The organism is Bradyrhizobium sp. (genome assembly GCF_030697065.1).
In the GTDB taxonomy this organism is placed as follows: Bacteria; Pseudomonadota; Alphaproteobacteria; order Rhizobiales; family Xanthobacteraceae; genus Bradyrhizobium.
On record NZ_JAUYQU010000019.1, the window covers coordinates 1 to 14,695 of the forward strand.

Sequence of the window (14,695 nt, forward strand, 5' to 3'; positions counted from 1 at the left end):
TCGTCCAGCCTCAGGGTGATCTGCTTCTTGGTCGGCGCCTTCTGCGACCCGCGCTGGCCCGGCCGGCGCTTTGGCAGCACGGCCTGCAATTCCGCCGGCAGCGCGTCGCGCGCCGGGCGCATCCGGGCGATGTCTGCCTTGGTCAGTTGGCGGACTTCGCCATCGGCGCCGGTCAGCGGCGGCCTCCTGGTTTCAGGTTTTTTCGGCATGATAGCGAACCTCGCGTCGACGCTCGCTCTTGGCGGGATCGAATTAGTTTAATGTAGTTACAAAAAGCGGAAATGCAACAGCCTTCCGGATCACTGGAGGCCATCCTTTCCTCGCCCCGCCTCGTTGACGGCTTCCCCGCACCGCGTCATGGAGAACGACGAATAATGGAGAAGCCGTGATGGAAAAGAACCGGCCCGAAGCCACCGAAACCGCCAGCACCCCGATCCTCGAACTCGCCGGCGCGCGCGCCACCATTCGCCTCAACCGCCCAAAACACCTGAACCGGCTGCAGGCCGATGACCTCGCCGCGCTGATGGGGCTGTTCGAGCGGATCGAGGCCGATCCCGATATCCGGGTGCTGGTGCTGACCGGCACCGGCCGCGCCTTCAGCGCCGGCTACGACCTCGGGTCGATCGCGGAGCGCGCCGGCGGCGCGGCGGAAGAGCAGACGGCCGGATCGGCCTTCGAGATCGTGGTCGACCGGCTCGAGGACCTCGCGCTGCCGACCATCTGCCGGCTCAATGGCGGGGTCTATGGCGGCTCGACCGATCTGGCGCTGGCCTGCGATTTCCGCATCGGCATCGACACCTGCGAGATGTTCATGCCGGCGGCAAGGCTCGGCCTGCATTACTACAAGAGCGGCATCAAGCGCTACGTGTCGCGGCTCGGCGCCGACAACGCCCGCAAACTGTTCCTGACCGCCGAGAAGATCGATGCCGCGGAAATGCTGCGGATCGGCTATCTGACCACGATGATTCCGGCCGCGGCGCTGGATGCGGAAGTCGACCGGCTGGCTTCGGTGCTGTCGGGCAATGCACCGGTGGCGATGCGCGGCATGAAGCGCGCCATCAACGAGTTCGCCCATGGCAGGCTGGACGAAGCGGCCGCCGACCGGCGCGCCCGCGACAGCATGCGCGGCGCCGAGATCAGGGAAGGCATTCTGGCATTCTCGGAAAAGCGACCGCCGAAATTCTAGTGAATCCATCCCGGGAGATCTTGCGGGCGTTATGTCGCACCAACGGGCCCGGGCGGCGCGACGTCGCTTGAGATAGATCAACCCGCGCACGCAGCGGCATCCTCTACTGTTAAGCCTGACAGGAGAGATTCATGCCGTTCAAGGACATTCTCGTCGCGCTCACCTCTTATCCCGACCCCGCACCGGTGTCGGCAGCCGAAGATGCGGTTGCGGTCGCTGCCGCGCTCGGCGCGCATCTCACCGCCATCTCATGCGAGACCTACGTCGAGGTGCCGGGACGCTTCATCTCGACCCCGGTCGTCAGTGAAGTACTGGCCACCGAAGCGGCCAAGAGCCGGAAAAACGCCTTGGAATTGCTGGCCGCGTTCGAGGCGGCAGCGGCGAGGGCCGGCATCCCCAACGAAACCATCTTCGAGAAATGCCTGACGCTGGAAATTCCCGACCTGCTGGTGGAATATGCGCGGCTTCGCGACCTGACGATCATGCCGGCGTCATCCGATCAATGGTACGCCGAAACGGTCATTTTCGGATCGGGCCGGCCGACCCTGATCCTGCCGGTCAGCCTGAAGCGACGGCCGTTCCGGATCGGAACCGTCGCGGTGGCCTGGGATTTCAGCCGCGCCGCCGCGCGCGCCATTTCGGATGCAATGCCGATCCTCGAACTCGCAAAGCAGGTCCGGATCGTGACCGTCGTCAACGAGAAGCCCTTGGACACCCGGCGCTCCGGCGCGGAACTGGCCAGGAATTTTTCCCGGCACGGGCTCGATGTCGTGCTCGACCAGGTCGATGCAAAGGGCTGTGCGATCGGCGAAGTTCTCGAAAACTACACCTCGTCGCAGGGCGCGGACCTGCTGGTGATGGGGGCGTATGGACATTCGAAATGGCGGGAATTCGTGCTGGGAGGCGCGACAAGAAGCCTGCTGGCGAAGCCGCCACTGCCGATCCTGCTCTCGCATTAGAACGCGTTCGATCTCCCCTCCCCACAACGCGCAAGGGCGCGTGGGAGGAGGAAGCGAGAAACGCCACTAGTCGTCGAAGAAGGTAACGGTATCGGCAATGGCCGCGCGCGAGGTGCGGTAGCTGTTGACCCTGGCCGCGTTGTCGGCGAATCCGAACGAAATGCCGCAGACCACCTTGCGGTCGTCGCCGAGCTTGAAGTGGCGGCGGATCAATCCGGAATGCCGCGCCAGCGCCGCCTGCGGAATGGTGCCGAGGCCGAGCGCCTGGGCGGCCAGCATGAAATTGCCGACATAGGCGCCGCAGTCGACCGCGCCATAGACACCGAGCGGCTCGTCGGTGTGGATGATGGCGACATGCGGCGCGCCGAAGAAGTTGTAGTTCTCCATGGCCTGCTTGCCATAGGCCGCCTTGTCGCCGCGGGCGATGCCCAGCGTATTGTAGAGCTGGAAGCCGCTCTCGCGGCGGCGCTCCTGATAGACCCCGAGATATTCGCGCGGCGGCGGAAAATCATGGCCGTCCCCGGCGCCGGAAGCGGCCTCGGCATAGATCAGTTTGCGGAAGCGCTCCCTGGCCTCGCCGCTGGCGATCAGCACCTGCCACGGCTGGCTGTTGCACCAGGACGCGGTGCGCTGCGCGATCGTCAGGACGCGGTCGATGGTTTCGCGCGGCACCGGCCGGGCTAAGAAGGCACGAACGGAATAGCGTTCGTTCAGCAGTTCCTCGAGCACGCCGACACGGTCTTCGGCCTTGTATCGCGCCTTCGGCGTTTCGGTATCCATCGCGCTCTCTCCTCCCCGTCATTCCGGGGCGCGCGCAGCGCGAACCCGGAATCTCGATCGATAATCTCGATCAACAACTTCTGGATTCCCCGATGCGCAATTGCGCATCTGAGGTACGCCGCTGCGCGGCGCCCCGGAATGACGTTCACCTTCCCTTCGTCGGGATCTTGTTGAACGGCACATCCTTGTCGACGCGGATGTCGCCGGGCAGGCCGAGCACGCGCTCGGCGATGATGTTGCGCAGGATCTCGTCGGTGCCGCCGGCGATGCGCATCGAGGGCGCGCTCAGGAGCATCTGCTGGAACTGGCCGGTCGCGAGTTCCTCCGCCGCGCCGGTGAGGGCGCCGGCCGCGCCCTGCAGATCCATCGCGTAGCTCGCGATGTCCTGCAGCATCACGCCGGCCACCAGCTTGCCGATCGAGTTTTCCGGTCCCGGGCGCTCGCCCTTGGACAGCGCCGATACCGCGCGGTAGCTGGTGTATTTCAGGCCGCTCGCCTTCACCGCCCAGCCGGCGAGTTTCGAGCGCGTGGCGCGGTCGTCGATCGCGGGACCGTCCTCGGTCATCAGGCTGGAGCAGAACTCGAATATCTCGGGAAATCCGGTCGCCAGCCGCGCGCCGATCGACATCCGCTCGTTCATCAGCGTGGTCAGCGACACGTTCCAGCCGTCGCCGACATTGCCGAGACGCTGGCTGTCGGGAATCACCACGTCGGTGAAATAGACCTCGTTGAATTCCTGCATGCCGTTGGCCTGCTTGATGGGACGCACTTCCACGCCCTTGCTCTTCATGTCGAGGAAGAACATCGTCAGGCCCTTGTGCTTCGGCACATTGGGGTCGGTGCGGGTGATCAACAGGCCGTAGTCGGAATAATGCGCGCCCGAGGTCCAGATCTTCTGGCCGTTGACGATCCAGTTGTCGCCCTGCTTCTCGGCGCGGGTGCGCAGGCCGGCGACGTCGGATCCGCCGGCCGGCTCCGAAAACAGCTGGCACCAGATCTGCTCGCCGGAGGCGAGCTTCGGCAGGTAATGGCGCTTGTGCTCCTCGCTGCCGAACGCCATCACGGTCGGGCCGCACATGCCCTCGCCGATCTGGAACGGCTGCGTCAGCTTGCCGTAGACGCCCTCTTCCTGCTGCCAGATCACCTTCTCGATCGGCGTCGCGCCGCGCCCGCCATACTCCTTCGGCCAGTGCAGGCAGGCCCAGCCGCCCTCGGCCTTCTGCTTTTGCCAGGCCTTGCCAACATCGACGATGTCGTCCTTCGCCAGGCTGATGCGGCCGAGCGAGGACTTTGACAGCTCCGCCTCGTATTGCTTCGGCGCATTGGCCGCGATCCATGCCCTGGCCTCGGTGCGGAATGCGGCTTCCTGCGGGGTGTCATCGAAATTCATGGGCGATTTCCTTCTTCCCTGTCATTCCGGGGCGCGCGTAGCGCGAACCCGGAATCCCGATCGATTACTTCATAACCTCTGGATTCCGGGTTCGCCGCTTCGCGGCGCCCCGGAATGACGACTCGTTTAACCTCTTCCCTTGGTCGGGATCTTGTTGAACGGCACGTCCTTGTCGACCCGGATGTCACCGGGCAGTCCGAGCACGCGCTCGGCGATGATGTTGCGCATGATCTCGTCGGTGCCGCCCTCGACCCGAGTGCCGGGCGCGCGCAGCAGCATGGCCTGGAATTTTCCGGTGGCCTCGGCGTCCTCGGCGCCGGCAAGCACGCCGGCTGCGCCCTGCAGGTCGAGCGCGTAGGCCGCGACGTCCTGGATCATCGACCCCGCCACCAGCTTGCCGATCGAGTTCTCCGGCCCCGGCCGCTCGCCCTTCGACAGCGCCGAGATCGCGCGCATGCTGGTATATTTCAGCCCGCTCGCCTTTACCGCCCAGCTCGCGAGTTTCGAGCGCACATTGCGGTCCTCGATGGCGGGGCCGTCGTCCAGCATCAGGCTGTTGCAGAACTCGAACAGTTCCGGAAAACCGGTCGAGACACCGGCGCCGATCGACATCCGCTCGTTCATCAGCGTGGTCAGCGACACGTTCCAGCCGTCATTGACGGCGCCGAGCCGCTGGCTGTCCGGGATTTTCACGTCGGTGAAATAGACCTCGTTGAAATCGGACGCCCCGTTGGCCTGCTTGATCGGCTTGATCTCGACGCCGGGGCTCTTCATGTCCAGGAAGAACATGGTGAGGCCCCTGTGTTTCGCCACGTTGGGATCGGTGCGGGTCAGCAGGATGCCGTAATCCGAATAATGCGCGCCGGAGGTCCAGATCTTCTGGCCGTTGACGATCCAGTCGTCGCCGTTCTTTTCGGCGCGGGTGCGCAGGCCGGCGACGTCGGAGCCGCCGGCGGGTTCGGAAAACAGCTGGCACCAGACCTTCTCGCCGGATGCCAGCGGCGGCAGATATCTCTTTTTCTCCGCCTCGCCGGCAAACGCCATCATGGTCGGGCCGCACATGCCGTGGCCGATGATGAACATGCCGGAGAGTTTGCCGAACGCGCCCTCTTCCTGCTGCCAGATCACCCGCTCGATCGGCGTCGCACCGCGGCCGCCATATTCCCTGGGCCAGTGCAGGCAGGCCCAGCCGGCATCGGCCTTTTTCTTCTGCCAGGCCTTTGCCACTTCGAGAATGTTGGCGCCCTTCAGCGCAGTTCGGCCGAGCGAGGACTTCTTCAGCTCATCCTCATACTGCTTCGGGGCGTTGGCGGCGATCCAGGCTTTCGCCTCGGCGCGGAACGCGGCCTCCTGCGGGGTGTCATCGAAGTTCATGGATCTGTCTTTCCTGCGTAGGGTGGGTTAGCCGAAGGCGTAACCCACCACTTCTATCGATCATCTTTGCTGCGCGATGGTGGGTTACGCTTCGCTAACCCACCCTACGATCGTCACGCCGCATTCTTCTTGCGCATGCGGTCGATCAGCGCGTCTTCCCAATACGACAGGCTGCCGAGCCCGAGCGCGGTGGCGTTGGCGCGGCGGTAGTACATGTGGCAGTCGAACTCCCAGGTGAAGCCCATGCCGCCATGGACCTGGATGTTGTTCTTGGCGCAATGCTGGAACGCCTGGGTCGCGCTGATGCGCGCGGCGGCGGCGGCTTCCGGCAGTTCCGAGGCGTTGGTCGAGAGCGCCCATGCGCCGTAATAGCAGTTCGAACGCGCCAGCGTCGCCGAGACATACATGTCGGCGAGCATGTGCTTGACCGCCTGGAACGAGCCGATCGGCCTTCCGAAGGCGATGCGGTCGAGCGCGTAGTCGCGGCCCATCTCCAGCGCGCGGTCGGCGCCGCCGACCTGCTCGAACGCCATCAGCACCGCGGCGCGGTCGAGCACCTGGGTGAGGATGCTCCAGCCCTCGCCGGCGGCACCGAGCGGCTCGGCCTTGCAGTTCCTGAAGGTCAGTTCGGCCTGGCCGCGCGACGGATCGAGGCTGGTCAGGGCCTTGGCTTCGACGCCGCCGGCCTTGAGGTCGACCAGGAACAGCGAGATGTCGCCGTCGCGGCCGGTCGAGCCGGTGCGGCCGGTGACCACGGCGAAATCGGCGATGGCGCCGTCGGGCACCGGCTTCTTGACGCCGTTGAGGCTGCCGCCGGAGGCGGCGAGCTTGATGCCGTCCGGCGACGGATTGCCCTTGCCCTCGAACAGCGCCAGCGTGCCGATCGCCTCACCGGAGGCGATGGCGGGCAGCCACTTCTTCTTTTGCGCGGCGCTGCCGGCGAGCAGGATGGCCTCGGCCGCCAGATACACCGTCGACGAAAACGGCACCGGCGCCAGCGCGCGGCCCATTTCCTCGGCGATCACGCAAAGCTCAAGATGGCCGGCGCCGGCGCCGCCGAATTCCTCGGGGATCGCGACGCCGAGAAACCCCATCTCGGCCAAACCCTTCCACAGCTCCTTGTCATAGCTGGCATGGCCGTCGAGCACGGCGCGCACCGCCTTGGGCGGGCACTTCTCGGCGAGGAATTTCCGCGCTTCGTCGCGCATCTGCTTTTGTTCGTCGGAGAAATCGAAGTTCATGTTGCGTACCTTTGCCTGCTGGTCATTCCGGGACGCGCGTAGCGCGAACCCGGAATCTCGATGTAGTAACCTCTGGATTCCGGATCGGTCCGAAGACGGACCGTCCGGAATGACGACTCGTTCAGTTCAAGACAATCACGTCTTCTCCCGGCGGATCGGCGTAGAGCCGGTCCACCAGCGCCGCGCGGCGCTCGAGCCCGGCGCGCTGGTTGATGTAGCCCTTGTCGGTGAGTTCGTTGCCGTCGATCGAGGCCGGCTCGACCATCAGCATGGCGCGCGCGATGCGCATGCTGCTGGCGCCCGCGGTCGACCTGTTATGCGCTTCCAGCCCGCGCTTCAGGCAGGCCAGCACCTCAGGATGTTTGATCACGTCGTCGTAGCTCGCCTCCGCATTGCCGACGATCTGCCGGCAGGCGTGCAAATTGGGCCAGGCCAGCAGCCCGACAAACGGGCGGTCCTGCCCCGCGACCAGCGCGTCCTGCACCACGGGCGTCGCCGCCGCGATGGCGTCGGTGCGCAGGGATCCGACATGGACGAAGGTGCCGGTGGTGAGCTTGAAATCCTCCACCACGCGGCCGGCGAAGATGATGCCCTGCAGCGGATCGGCGGGATCGACGAACACCCCGGCATCGCCGATGCAGTAGAAACCTTCCTCGTCGAACGCCGCCTCGGTGAGGTCGGGCCGGCCGAAATAGCCCGGCGTGACGTTGACGCCGCGCAGCCGCAATTCGTACTTCGCGCCCGCCGGCACCATCTTCAGTTCGACGCCGGGGAACGGCAGCCCGATCAGGCCGACGCGCTCGGTGTCCCAATAGGTGCCGGTCGAGGTCGGCGCGGTCTCGGTCGAGCCCCAGCCGGTATAGAACACGATGCGCTCGCCGGTGGCGCGCACCGCCAGCGCCTGCATGCGGTCATAGAGATCGTCGGGCAGCCGCGCGCCGCCATAGGCCATCACGCCGAGATTGCGGAAGAAGCTGCGGCACAGCGCATCGTCCTTCTCCATCGCGGCGGCGAGCGCGGCATAGCCCGCCGGCACGTTGGCGTAATAGGTCGGCGAAATCTCGCGCAGGTTGCGCAGCGTCTCGTCGATCAGCCCCGGCATCGGCCGGCCGTCGTCGATGTAGAGCGTGCCGCCGTCGATCAGCACCGGATTGAACAGGGCATTGCCGCCCATGGTGTGATTCCACGGCATCCAGTCGAGATAGGTCGAAAGCGGCGCGTTCGGATCGCGCGGCCGCACCTGCATCATCATCGCGGCATTGGCGCACATCATTTCCTGCGTGTTGATGACGGCCTTGGGCATGCCGGTGGAGCCGGAGGTGAACAGCAGTTTGCCCACCGTGTCGGGCGCGATCGCGGCGACCGATCGCTCGACGTCGCCGGTCACCGGCGTGGCCGCCAGATCGGCGAAGGCGATGCCCGCGATGCCCTCGCACGGGCGCGCGACGTGGATCACGGTGACGCCGTCGAGGTCGAGGGCCTTCAGCGCCTTCTCGAAGGCCGGGCCGTCCTGCACCATCACCACTTTGGGCATGATCAGGTCGAACAGGTATTTCAGCTTCTGGTGATCCTGGCTCATCAGCGAGTAAGCCGGCGACACCGGGGCCGCGGGAAGCCGCGCCTGCATCGCCGCCATCGTCATCAGCGCGTGCTCGATCGAATTGCCGGAGAGTATCGCGACCGGGCTGCCGGGCTCGAGCTTCAGGCCGAGCAGGCCCTGCGTCAGCCCGTCCACCGTGCGCCTGGCCTCGCCATAGGACAGCTTGCGCCATTGCCGGTCGGCGCCGCTGCGCTGCGCCAGCCAGGTCCGGCTCGGCGCGGCCTCCGCCCATTTGATCAAGGCGGCCGGGATGTGCTTCTCGTAGGGCTCGAGCGGAATCCGCGACTTCAGGATGATGACGCCGTCGGGCCGCCGCTCGACCGCGATGTCGCGCGGCAGCCACGCGATCTTGCGAAAGGCCGGCTTCGTCATGACCGCGGCGGCAGTCCCACTCATTATTGCGTCTCCCGAAATTCGATCCCTGGCGGACCGCTTTTGTTATCGTCTGATATAGACAGGCTTTCGCTTCTCCAGAAAGGCCCTGATGCCCTCGTTGAAATCTTCCGAGCGGCTGCACAGGACCTGGTTGCGGTCTTCCATCGCTATCACGGCCTCGATCGAGCCGGCATCGACGCTCATGTTGAGGCATTCCTTCGACAGCCGCAAACCGACCGGCGAGGCCGTCATCATCGCCTCGACATAGGGCGCCGCGGCGGCATCGAGGCCGCCTTCGTCGACGACTTCCGAAACCAGACCCACTGCCAGCGCGCGCTCGGCATGGATGAACCGCCCGGTCAGGATCAGTTCGGAGGCCACGGAAACCCCGACCAGCCGCGGCAGGAAATAGCTGGTGCCGATGTCGCAGCCGCCGAGCCCGAGCTTGATGAAGGCACAGTTCATCCGCGCCGATTTCGTCGCGATGCGGATGTCGGCGGCGAGCGCCAGCGCAAAACCGCCGCCGGCGGCGGAGCCCTGCACCAGCGCGATGATCGGCTGCGGACAGCGCCGCATCAGCAGCACGATGTCGGCGATCCGGCGCTGCGAATCCAGCGACTCCGTCACGCCCGGCGGCTCCTGCTGCCCGGCACGGCGCGCCATCGCATGTTTGAGATCGAGCCCGGCGCAGAACGACGCGCCGGCGCCCTTCAGCACCACCACGCGGGTGGCGCGGTTGCGCTGCAGGCCTTCGAAATAGGTATTGAGCGCGTCGACCATGTCGGGATTGAGCGCGTTGAGGCTGTCCGGGCGATTGAGCGTCACCCGGTCGACCCCGTCGTCATGTTCGATCAGCAGCGGTTGAGTCATGCGCCTCCTCCTGCTTCCGCCAGCGCGGTGCCGTTGCTACGCCCTCTCCCCTTGAGGGAGAGGGCATCACCGCCACACGCCGCAAACCCGGTTGGGTGAGGGGTTTCGCTCCATCGATAGACCGGAACCCCTCACCCGTCAGCCTTCGGCTGCCACCCTCTCCCACAAGGGGAGAGGGGAAGAAGACACCTACCTCGGCGCCATGCGGATGGCGCCGTCGAGGCGGATGGTCTCGCCGTTGAGCATCGGGTTCTCGACGATGTGCACCGCGAGGTTGCCGTATTCGGAGGCATCGCCGAGCCGCGCCGGATGCGGCACTTGGGCGCCAAGGCTCTTGCGGGCTTCCTCGTTCAATCCCATCAGCAGCGGCGTCAGGAACAGGCCGGGCGCGATGGTGTTGACGCGGATTTTCAGGGTCGCGAGATCGCGGGCCGCCGGCAGGGTCAGGCCGACGACGCCGCCCTTGGAGGCGGCATAGGCGATCTGGCCGATCTGGCCTTCATACGCGGCCACGCTGGCGGTGTTGATGACAACGCCGCGCTCTTCGCCGACCGGAGGGGCAGTCGCCAGCCGTTCCGCGAACAGCCGCAGCACGTTGAAGGTGCCGATCAGATTGACGTTGATGATGCGGACGAACTTGGCCAGCGGATAGACGCCGTCCTTGCCGACGGTGCGCTGCGACCCGCCGATGCCGGCGCAGTTCATCAGCACGCGGGCGATGCCGTGCGCGGCCTCGGCCTTGGCGATCGCCGCCTTGACCTGCTCCTCGTCGGTGACGTCGGCATGCAGCGCGACGCCGCCGACTTCGGCGGCGACCTTCTCGGCATTTTCCATGCTCTGGTCGAGCACGCCGATTTTCGCGCCCTTGGCGGCCATGGCGCGCGCGGTGGCGGCGCCGAGGCCGGAGCCACCGCCGGTGATGAGAACGGCAACGTCTTTCAACTGCATGATTAAATCTCTCCTTGGGCGTTTCTTCTCTAGGCTTGGTCGTCCGGTAGCAAAGTCATCCGGCCGCTGCGGCAGCCGTTTCATTCGTCGTCAGCATGCCGCCGCAAATCAGCGCTTCCATGTGCTTGATATACTGGCGGCAAACCTCGTCGGTGACGGGACCCACGCCGGTAGCGCGCGACATCGCGTGGCGTCCGAAAAACAGGTGGTCGCAGGCGCCGATCAGGCTGGTGTAGAACAGCACCGGATCGATGTTGCGGAACTCGCCGGCCTTGATGCCTTCGGCCAGCAGCCGGCGATGGAAATCCAGCAGCGGCGCGACGAAGAATTTCGAGACCTCGTCGGCGGCATCCGCGCTGCTTTCATGCAGCAGATAATGGATCAGCCGGTTCATATAGGGGAACTGGTGATAGGCGCGGATGATGCCGGCGATATGCAGCTTCAGCTTCGCGGTCGGCGCGATCGGCTGGGCCAGCAGATATTCCAGGTTCGCCACCTCGGTCGCCGCATCGCGCGCCAGCAGGGCCAGCAGCAATCCGTCCTTGTTGCCGAAATGGTATTTCACCAGCGCGGCGTTGACGCCGGATTTCTGCGCGATGTCGCTGAGCGACACGTCGATCGAGGATCGCCCGATCATCAGTTCGCTGGCCGCGACCAGCAGCTTCTCGGCCGTCGGGTTTCGTCCGTTCGCGAGCTTTGTCGGTACGCCGGTCTGCAACTGCGATTCCATGACTTGCTTTTGATGCGTCTTGCTTTTGAGGCGACTTGCTTCTGAGGCGACTTGCTTAAGGCTTCCGGCCTGCCGGTAAATCCGGGCGCAGATAACCCGATGCCATGGCTGCACTCAAGAGTTAATTGATTGATTGACTAAATCCTCCTGTGCCACTTAAATCCCGCCCATCATTCCAAACCCCACCCAAAAACAATCAGGGAGAACGCTCATGGCCGAGGCATACATCGTCGCCGCCGCACGCACCGCAGGCGGCCGCAAGGGAGGACGCCTCGCCGGCTGGCATCCCGCCGATCTGGCGGCTTCCGTGCTGGATTCGCTGGTCGAGCGCTCGGGCGCTGCTCCCGACCAGATCGAAGACGTCATCATGGGCTGCGTCATGCAGGTCGGCGAACAGTCCAACAACATGGCGCGCAACGCCATCATGGCCTCGAAACTGCCGGAAAGCGTGCCTGGCACCTCGGTCGACCGCCAGTGCGGCTCGTCGCAACAGGCGCTGCATTTCGCCGCGCAGGCCGTGATGTCCGGCACCATGGACATCGTGATCGCCGCCGGCGTGGAGTCGATGACGCGGGTGCCGATGGGCCTGTCGTCGCAACTGCCGGCCAAGAACGGTTTCGGCACCTACAAGAGCCCGGGCATCGAGAAGAAATACCCGAACATCGTGTTCAGCCAGTTCACCGGCGCGGAAATGATGGCTGAGAAGTACGGCCTGTCCAAGGACGAACTCGATCAGTACGCCTATGAGAGCCACCAGCGCGCCATCGCCGCGACCCAGGCCGGCAAGTTCAAGGACGAAATCATTCCGCTGCAGATCACCCGCGCGGACGGATCGACCGACACCCACGCGATCGACGAAGGCATCCGCTTCGACGCCACGCTCGACGGTATTCGCGGCGTCAAGCTGATCGCGGAAAACGGCAAGCTCACCGCCGCCAGCGCCAGCCAGATCTGCGACGGCGCTTCCGGCGTGATGGTCGTCAACGAACGCGGCCTGAAGTCGCTCGGCGTCAAGCCGCTGGCGCGGGTCCATCACATGACCATGATGGGCGGCGATCCCGTCATCATGCTGGACGCGCCGCTGCACGCCACCGAGCGCGCGCTGAAGAAGGCCGGGATGTCGATCGACGATATCGACCTGTTCGAAGTCAACGAGGCCTTCGCCTCGGTGCCCACCGCCTGGCTGAAGACCACCGGCGCCGATCCGGCGCGGCTCAACGTCAACGGCGGCGCCATCGCGCTCGGCCATCCCCTCGGCGGCTCCGGCACCAAGCTGATGACCACGCTGATCAACGCCCTGAAGCAGCGCAACAAGCGCTACGGCCTGCAGACCATGTGCGAAGGCGGCGGCATGGCCAATGTGACGATCGTCGAGCGGCTGTAAGAGAAGGCCAAGACGACGCAACAACAAAGGTGTCGTCCCGGCCTTGAGCCGGGACCCATAACCACGAATGTTCGTGGTTAATCCGGGCTGGAGCACCAGTTCGTTTCAACAATTGAATTCCGTGGTTATGGATCCCCGCATTCGCGGGGACGACCACGTTGATTGTTTCAGGATATCCCATGACCCATCCGTCCATCTACGCCCGCACGCAACCCGACAAGATCGCCTACCAGATGGCCGGCACCGGCAAGGCGATCACCTATCGGGAGCTCGACGAGCTGTCGAACCAGGGCGCGCAGCTGTTCCGCACATTGGGCCTGAAAGAGGGCGACCACATCGCGTTCCTGATCGAGAACCGGCTGGCGTTCATGGAGATCTGCTGGGCGGCGCAGCGTTCGGGACTGTATTACACCGCGATCAGCCGCTACCTCACCCAGGACGAGATCGCCTACATCATCAAGGATTGCGGCGCCAGACTCGTCATCACCTCGCCGAAATGCGCCGAGCAGATCAAGGGGCTGGTGACCGGCGCGCCCGGCGAACCGATCTTCTACATGCTCGACGAGCCGCTGCCCGGCTTCCGCTCCTGGGACAAGGAGGCCTCGGCCCAGCCGGCCACGCCGATCGCGGACGAGGTCGCCGGCTACGACATGCTGTACTCGTCGGGCACCACGGGCCGGCCCAAGGGCATCAAGCGCGCATCCGAACACAATCCCATCGAACTGCCCAACCCGTTCCTGAAAATTCTCTGCGCCGACATGTGCGGCATGAACGCCGAGAGCATCTACCTTTCGCCGGCGCCGCTCTATCACGCGGCTCCCCTGCGCTTCAACATGATGGCGATCACGCTCGGCGGCACGTCGGTGATCATGGAATCCTTCGACGCCGAGGAATTCCTCAAGCTGGTCGAGAAATACAGGATCACGCAGTCGCAGCTGGTGCCGACCATGTTCGTGCGCATGCTGAAACTGCCCGACGAGGTGCGGAAGCGTTACGACGTCTCCTCGCTGAAAGGCGCGATCCACGCCGCGGCGCCCTGCCCGATCGACGTCAAGGCGAAGATGATCGAATGGTGGGGACCGATCCTGATCGAGTATTACGCGGGATCCGAAGGCAATGGCGTGACGGTGTCGACCTCGCAGCAATGGCTCGATCACCGCGGCACCGTCGGCCGCGCCGTGGTCGGCAAGATCAAGATTCTGGACGAGGCCGATGCGGAACTGCCCACAGGGCAGATCGGCACGGTGTATTTCGCCGATGCGCCTGTCTTCACCTACCACAACGATCCCGAGAAGACGAAGCGGGCCTACAATGCAAGAGGCTGGTCGACGCTCGGCGATGTCGGCTATCTCGACGCGGAAGGGTTTCTCTATCTCACCGACCGGAAATCCTACATGATCATTTCCGGCGGCGTGAACATCTACCCGCAGGAGACCGAGGACGTGCTGATCACCCATCCCGATGTCGCCGACGTCGCGGTGTTCGGCGTCCCGAACGAGGAGATGGGCGAAGAGGTCAAAGCCGTGGTGCAGCCGCACGACATGGCGAGGGCCGGCAAGGAGCTCGCGGCCGAGTTGATGGTGTTCTGCCGAAAGCATTTGTCGCCGATCAAGTGTCCCAAAAGTATCGACTTCGAAGCCGAACTGCCGCGCACGCCGACCGGCAAGCTGGTGAAGCGTCATCTGCGCGACAAGTACTGGCCGAAGGCTGCGGCGAAGGTGTGACTTTCTTCCCTTCTCCCCTTGTGGGAGAAGGTGGCAGCCGAAGGCTGCCGGATGAGGGTCTCTATCCACCGAGACAGACCCCTCACCCGTCTCAATCGCGCTTTGCGCGATTGATCCACCCTCTCCCACAAGGG

The 14,695-nt window shown here is 64.9% G+C and carries 13 protein-coding genes; 4 read left to right on the forward strand and 9 right to left on the reverse strand.

Annotated features, from left to right (window positions below):
• A partial coding sequence (locus Q8R73_RS01335; protein WP_305717751.1) for a BrnA antitoxin family protein occupies window positions 1-209 on the reverse strand: 209 nt, incomplete at its 3' end.
• 179 nt (window positions 210-388) lie between these two features.
• On the opposite strand from Q8R73_RS01335, the gene Q8R73_RS01340 reads away from it, so the two are divergent.
• Both Q8R73_RS01340 and Q8R73_RS01345 read left to right on the forward strand, forming a co-directional pair.
• Window positions 389-1,186, forward strand: a complete 798-nt coding sequence (locus Q8R73_RS01340) for an enoyl-CoA hydratase/isomerase family protein (protein ID WP_305717787.1) — start codon at window positions 389-391, stop codon at window positions 1,184-1,186.
• 131 nt (window positions 1,187-1,317) lie between these two features.
• Complete coding sequence (locus tag Q8R73_RS01345; protein ID WP_305717752.1) at window positions 1,318-2,145, forward strand: universal stress protein; 828 nt, start codon at window positions 1,318-1,320, stop codon at window positions 2,143-2,145.
• A gap of 66 nt (window positions 2,146-2,211) precedes the next feature.
• Here Q8R73_RS01345 and Q8R73_RS01350 read toward each other — a convergent pair whose 3' ends face one another.
• The 8 genes from Q8R73_RS01350 to Q8R73_RS01385 all read right to left on the reverse strand — a co-directional run bounded on the left by Q8R73_RS01350 (window position 2,212) and on the right by Q8R73_RS01385 (window position 11,453).
• A complete protein-coding gene (locus tag Q8R73_RS01350) occupies window positions 2,212-2,925 on the reverse strand; it encodes a nitroreductase (RefSeq protein ID WP_305717753.1) in 714 nt (237 codons plus the stop codon).
• 145 nt (window positions 2,926-3,070) lie between these two features.
• Entirely contained in the window at window positions 3,071-4,315 is a 1,245-nt protein-coding gene (locus tag Q8R73_RS01355; protein ID WP_305717754.1) for an acyl-CoA dehydrogenase, read from the reverse strand.
• A 126-nt stretch (window positions 4,316-4,441) separates the two neighbouring features.
• Window positions 4,442-5,689 (reverse strand): acyl-CoA dehydrogenase, encoded by a 1,248-nt coding sequence (locus Q8R73_RS01360; RefSeq protein WP_305717755.1) that lies wholly within the window; start codon window positions 5,687-5,689, stop codon window positions 4,442-4,444.
• Window positions 5,690-5,802: 113 nt separating this feature from the next.
• Window positions 5,803-6,930, reverse strand: a complete 1,128-nt coding sequence (locus tag Q8R73_RS01365; RefSeq protein ID WP_305717756.1) for an acyl-CoA dehydrogenase family protein — start codon at window positions 6,928-6,930, stop codon at window positions 5,803-5,805.
• Between the two features lie 121 nt (window positions 6,931-7,051).
• On the reverse strand, window positions 7,052-8,926 hold the full coding sequence (locus Q8R73_RS01370; RefSeq protein ID WP_305717757.1) for an AMP-binding protein: 1,875 nt from the start codon (window positions 8,924-8,926) through the stop codon (window positions 7,052-7,054).
• 42 nt (window positions 8,927-8,968) lie between these two features.
• Entirely contained in the window at window positions 8,969-9,775 is an 807-nt protein-coding gene (locus Q8R73_RS01375) for an enoyl-CoA hydratase/isomerase family protein (protein WP_305717758.1), read from the reverse strand.
• 189 nt (window positions 9,776-9,964) lie between these two features.
• Entirely contained in the window at window positions 9,965-10,723 is a 759-nt protein-coding gene (locus Q8R73_RS01380; RefSeq protein WP_305717759.1) for an SDR family NAD(P)-dependent oxidoreductase, read from the reverse strand.
• Window positions 10,724-10,778: 55 nt separating this feature from the next.
• On the reverse strand, window positions 10,779-11,453 hold the full coding sequence (locus Q8R73_RS01385) for a TetR family transcriptional regulator (RefSeq protein ID WP_305717760.1): 675 nt from the start codon (window positions 11,451-11,453) through the stop codon (window positions 10,779-10,781).
• A 211-nt stretch (window positions 11,454-11,664) separates the two neighbouring features.
• Between Q8R73_RS01385 and Q8R73_RS01390 the strand changes: the two genes are divergently transcribed.
• Window positions 11,665-12,837 carry an acetyl-CoA C-acetyltransferase gene (locus Q8R73_RS01390; protein ID WP_305717761.1) on the forward strand — a complete coding sequence of 391 codons (1,173 nt, stop codon included), beginning with the start codon at window positions 11,665-11,667 and terminating at the stop codon, window positions 12,835-12,837.
• A gap of 179 nt (window positions 12,838-13,016) precedes the next feature.
• Window positions 13,017-14,561, forward strand: a complete 1,545-nt coding sequence (locus Q8R73_RS01395; RefSeq protein WP_305717762.1) for an acyl-CoA synthetase — start codon at window positions 13,017-13,019, stop codon at window positions 14,559-14,561.
• The last annotated feature ends 134 nt before the right edge of the window (window positions 14,562-14,695 follow it).

Coding starts and splice junctions, on each gene's coding strand:
- Q8R73_RS01370 (WP_305717757.1), bottom strand. CDS start 8,926: ATGAGTGGGACTGCCGCCGCGGTCATGACGAAGCCGGCCTTTCGCAAG.
- Q8R73_RS01365 (WP_305717756.1), bottom strand. CDS start 6,930: ATGAACTTCGATTTCTCCGACGAACAAAAGCAGATGCGCGACGAAGCG.
- Q8R73_RS01340 (WP_305717787.1), top strand. CDS start 389: ATGGAAAAGAACCGGCCCGAAGCCACCGAAACCGCCAGCACCCCGATC.
- Q8R73_RS01350 (WP_305717753.1), bottom strand. CDS start 2,925: ATGGATACCGAAACGCCGAAGGCGCGATACAAGGCCGAAGACCGTGTC.
- Q8R73_RS01390 (WP_305717761.1), top strand. CDS start 11,665: ATGGCCGAGGCATACATCGTCGCCGCCGCACGCACCGCAGGCGGCCGC.
- Q8R73_RS01360 (WP_305717755.1), bottom strand. CDS start 5,689: ATGAACTTCGATGACACCCCGCAGGAGGCCGCGTTCCGCGCCGAGGCG.
- Q8R73_RS01385 (WP_305717760.1), bottom strand. CDS start 11,453: ATGGAATCGCAGTTGCAGACCGGCGTACCGACAAAGCTCGCGAACGGA.
- Q8R73_RS01380 (WP_305717759.1), bottom strand. CDS start 10,723: ATGCAGTTGAAAGACGTTGCCGTTCTCATCACCGGCGGTGGCTCCGGC.
- Q8R73_RS01375 (WP_305717758.1), bottom strand. CDS start 9,775: ATGACTCAACCGCTGCTGATCGAACATGACGACGGGGTCGACCGGGTG.
- Q8R73_RS01395 (WP_305717762.1), top strand. CDS start 13,017: ATGACCCATCCGTCCATCTACGCCCGCACGCAACCCGACAAGATCGCC.
- Q8R73_RS01345 (WP_305717752.1), top strand. CDS start 1,318: ATGCCGTTCAAGGACATTCTCGTCGCGCTCACCTCTTATCCCGACCCC.
- Q8R73_RS01355 (WP_305717754.1), bottom strand. CDS start 4,315: ATGAATTTCGATGACACCCCGCAGGAAGCCGCATTCCGCACCGAGGCC.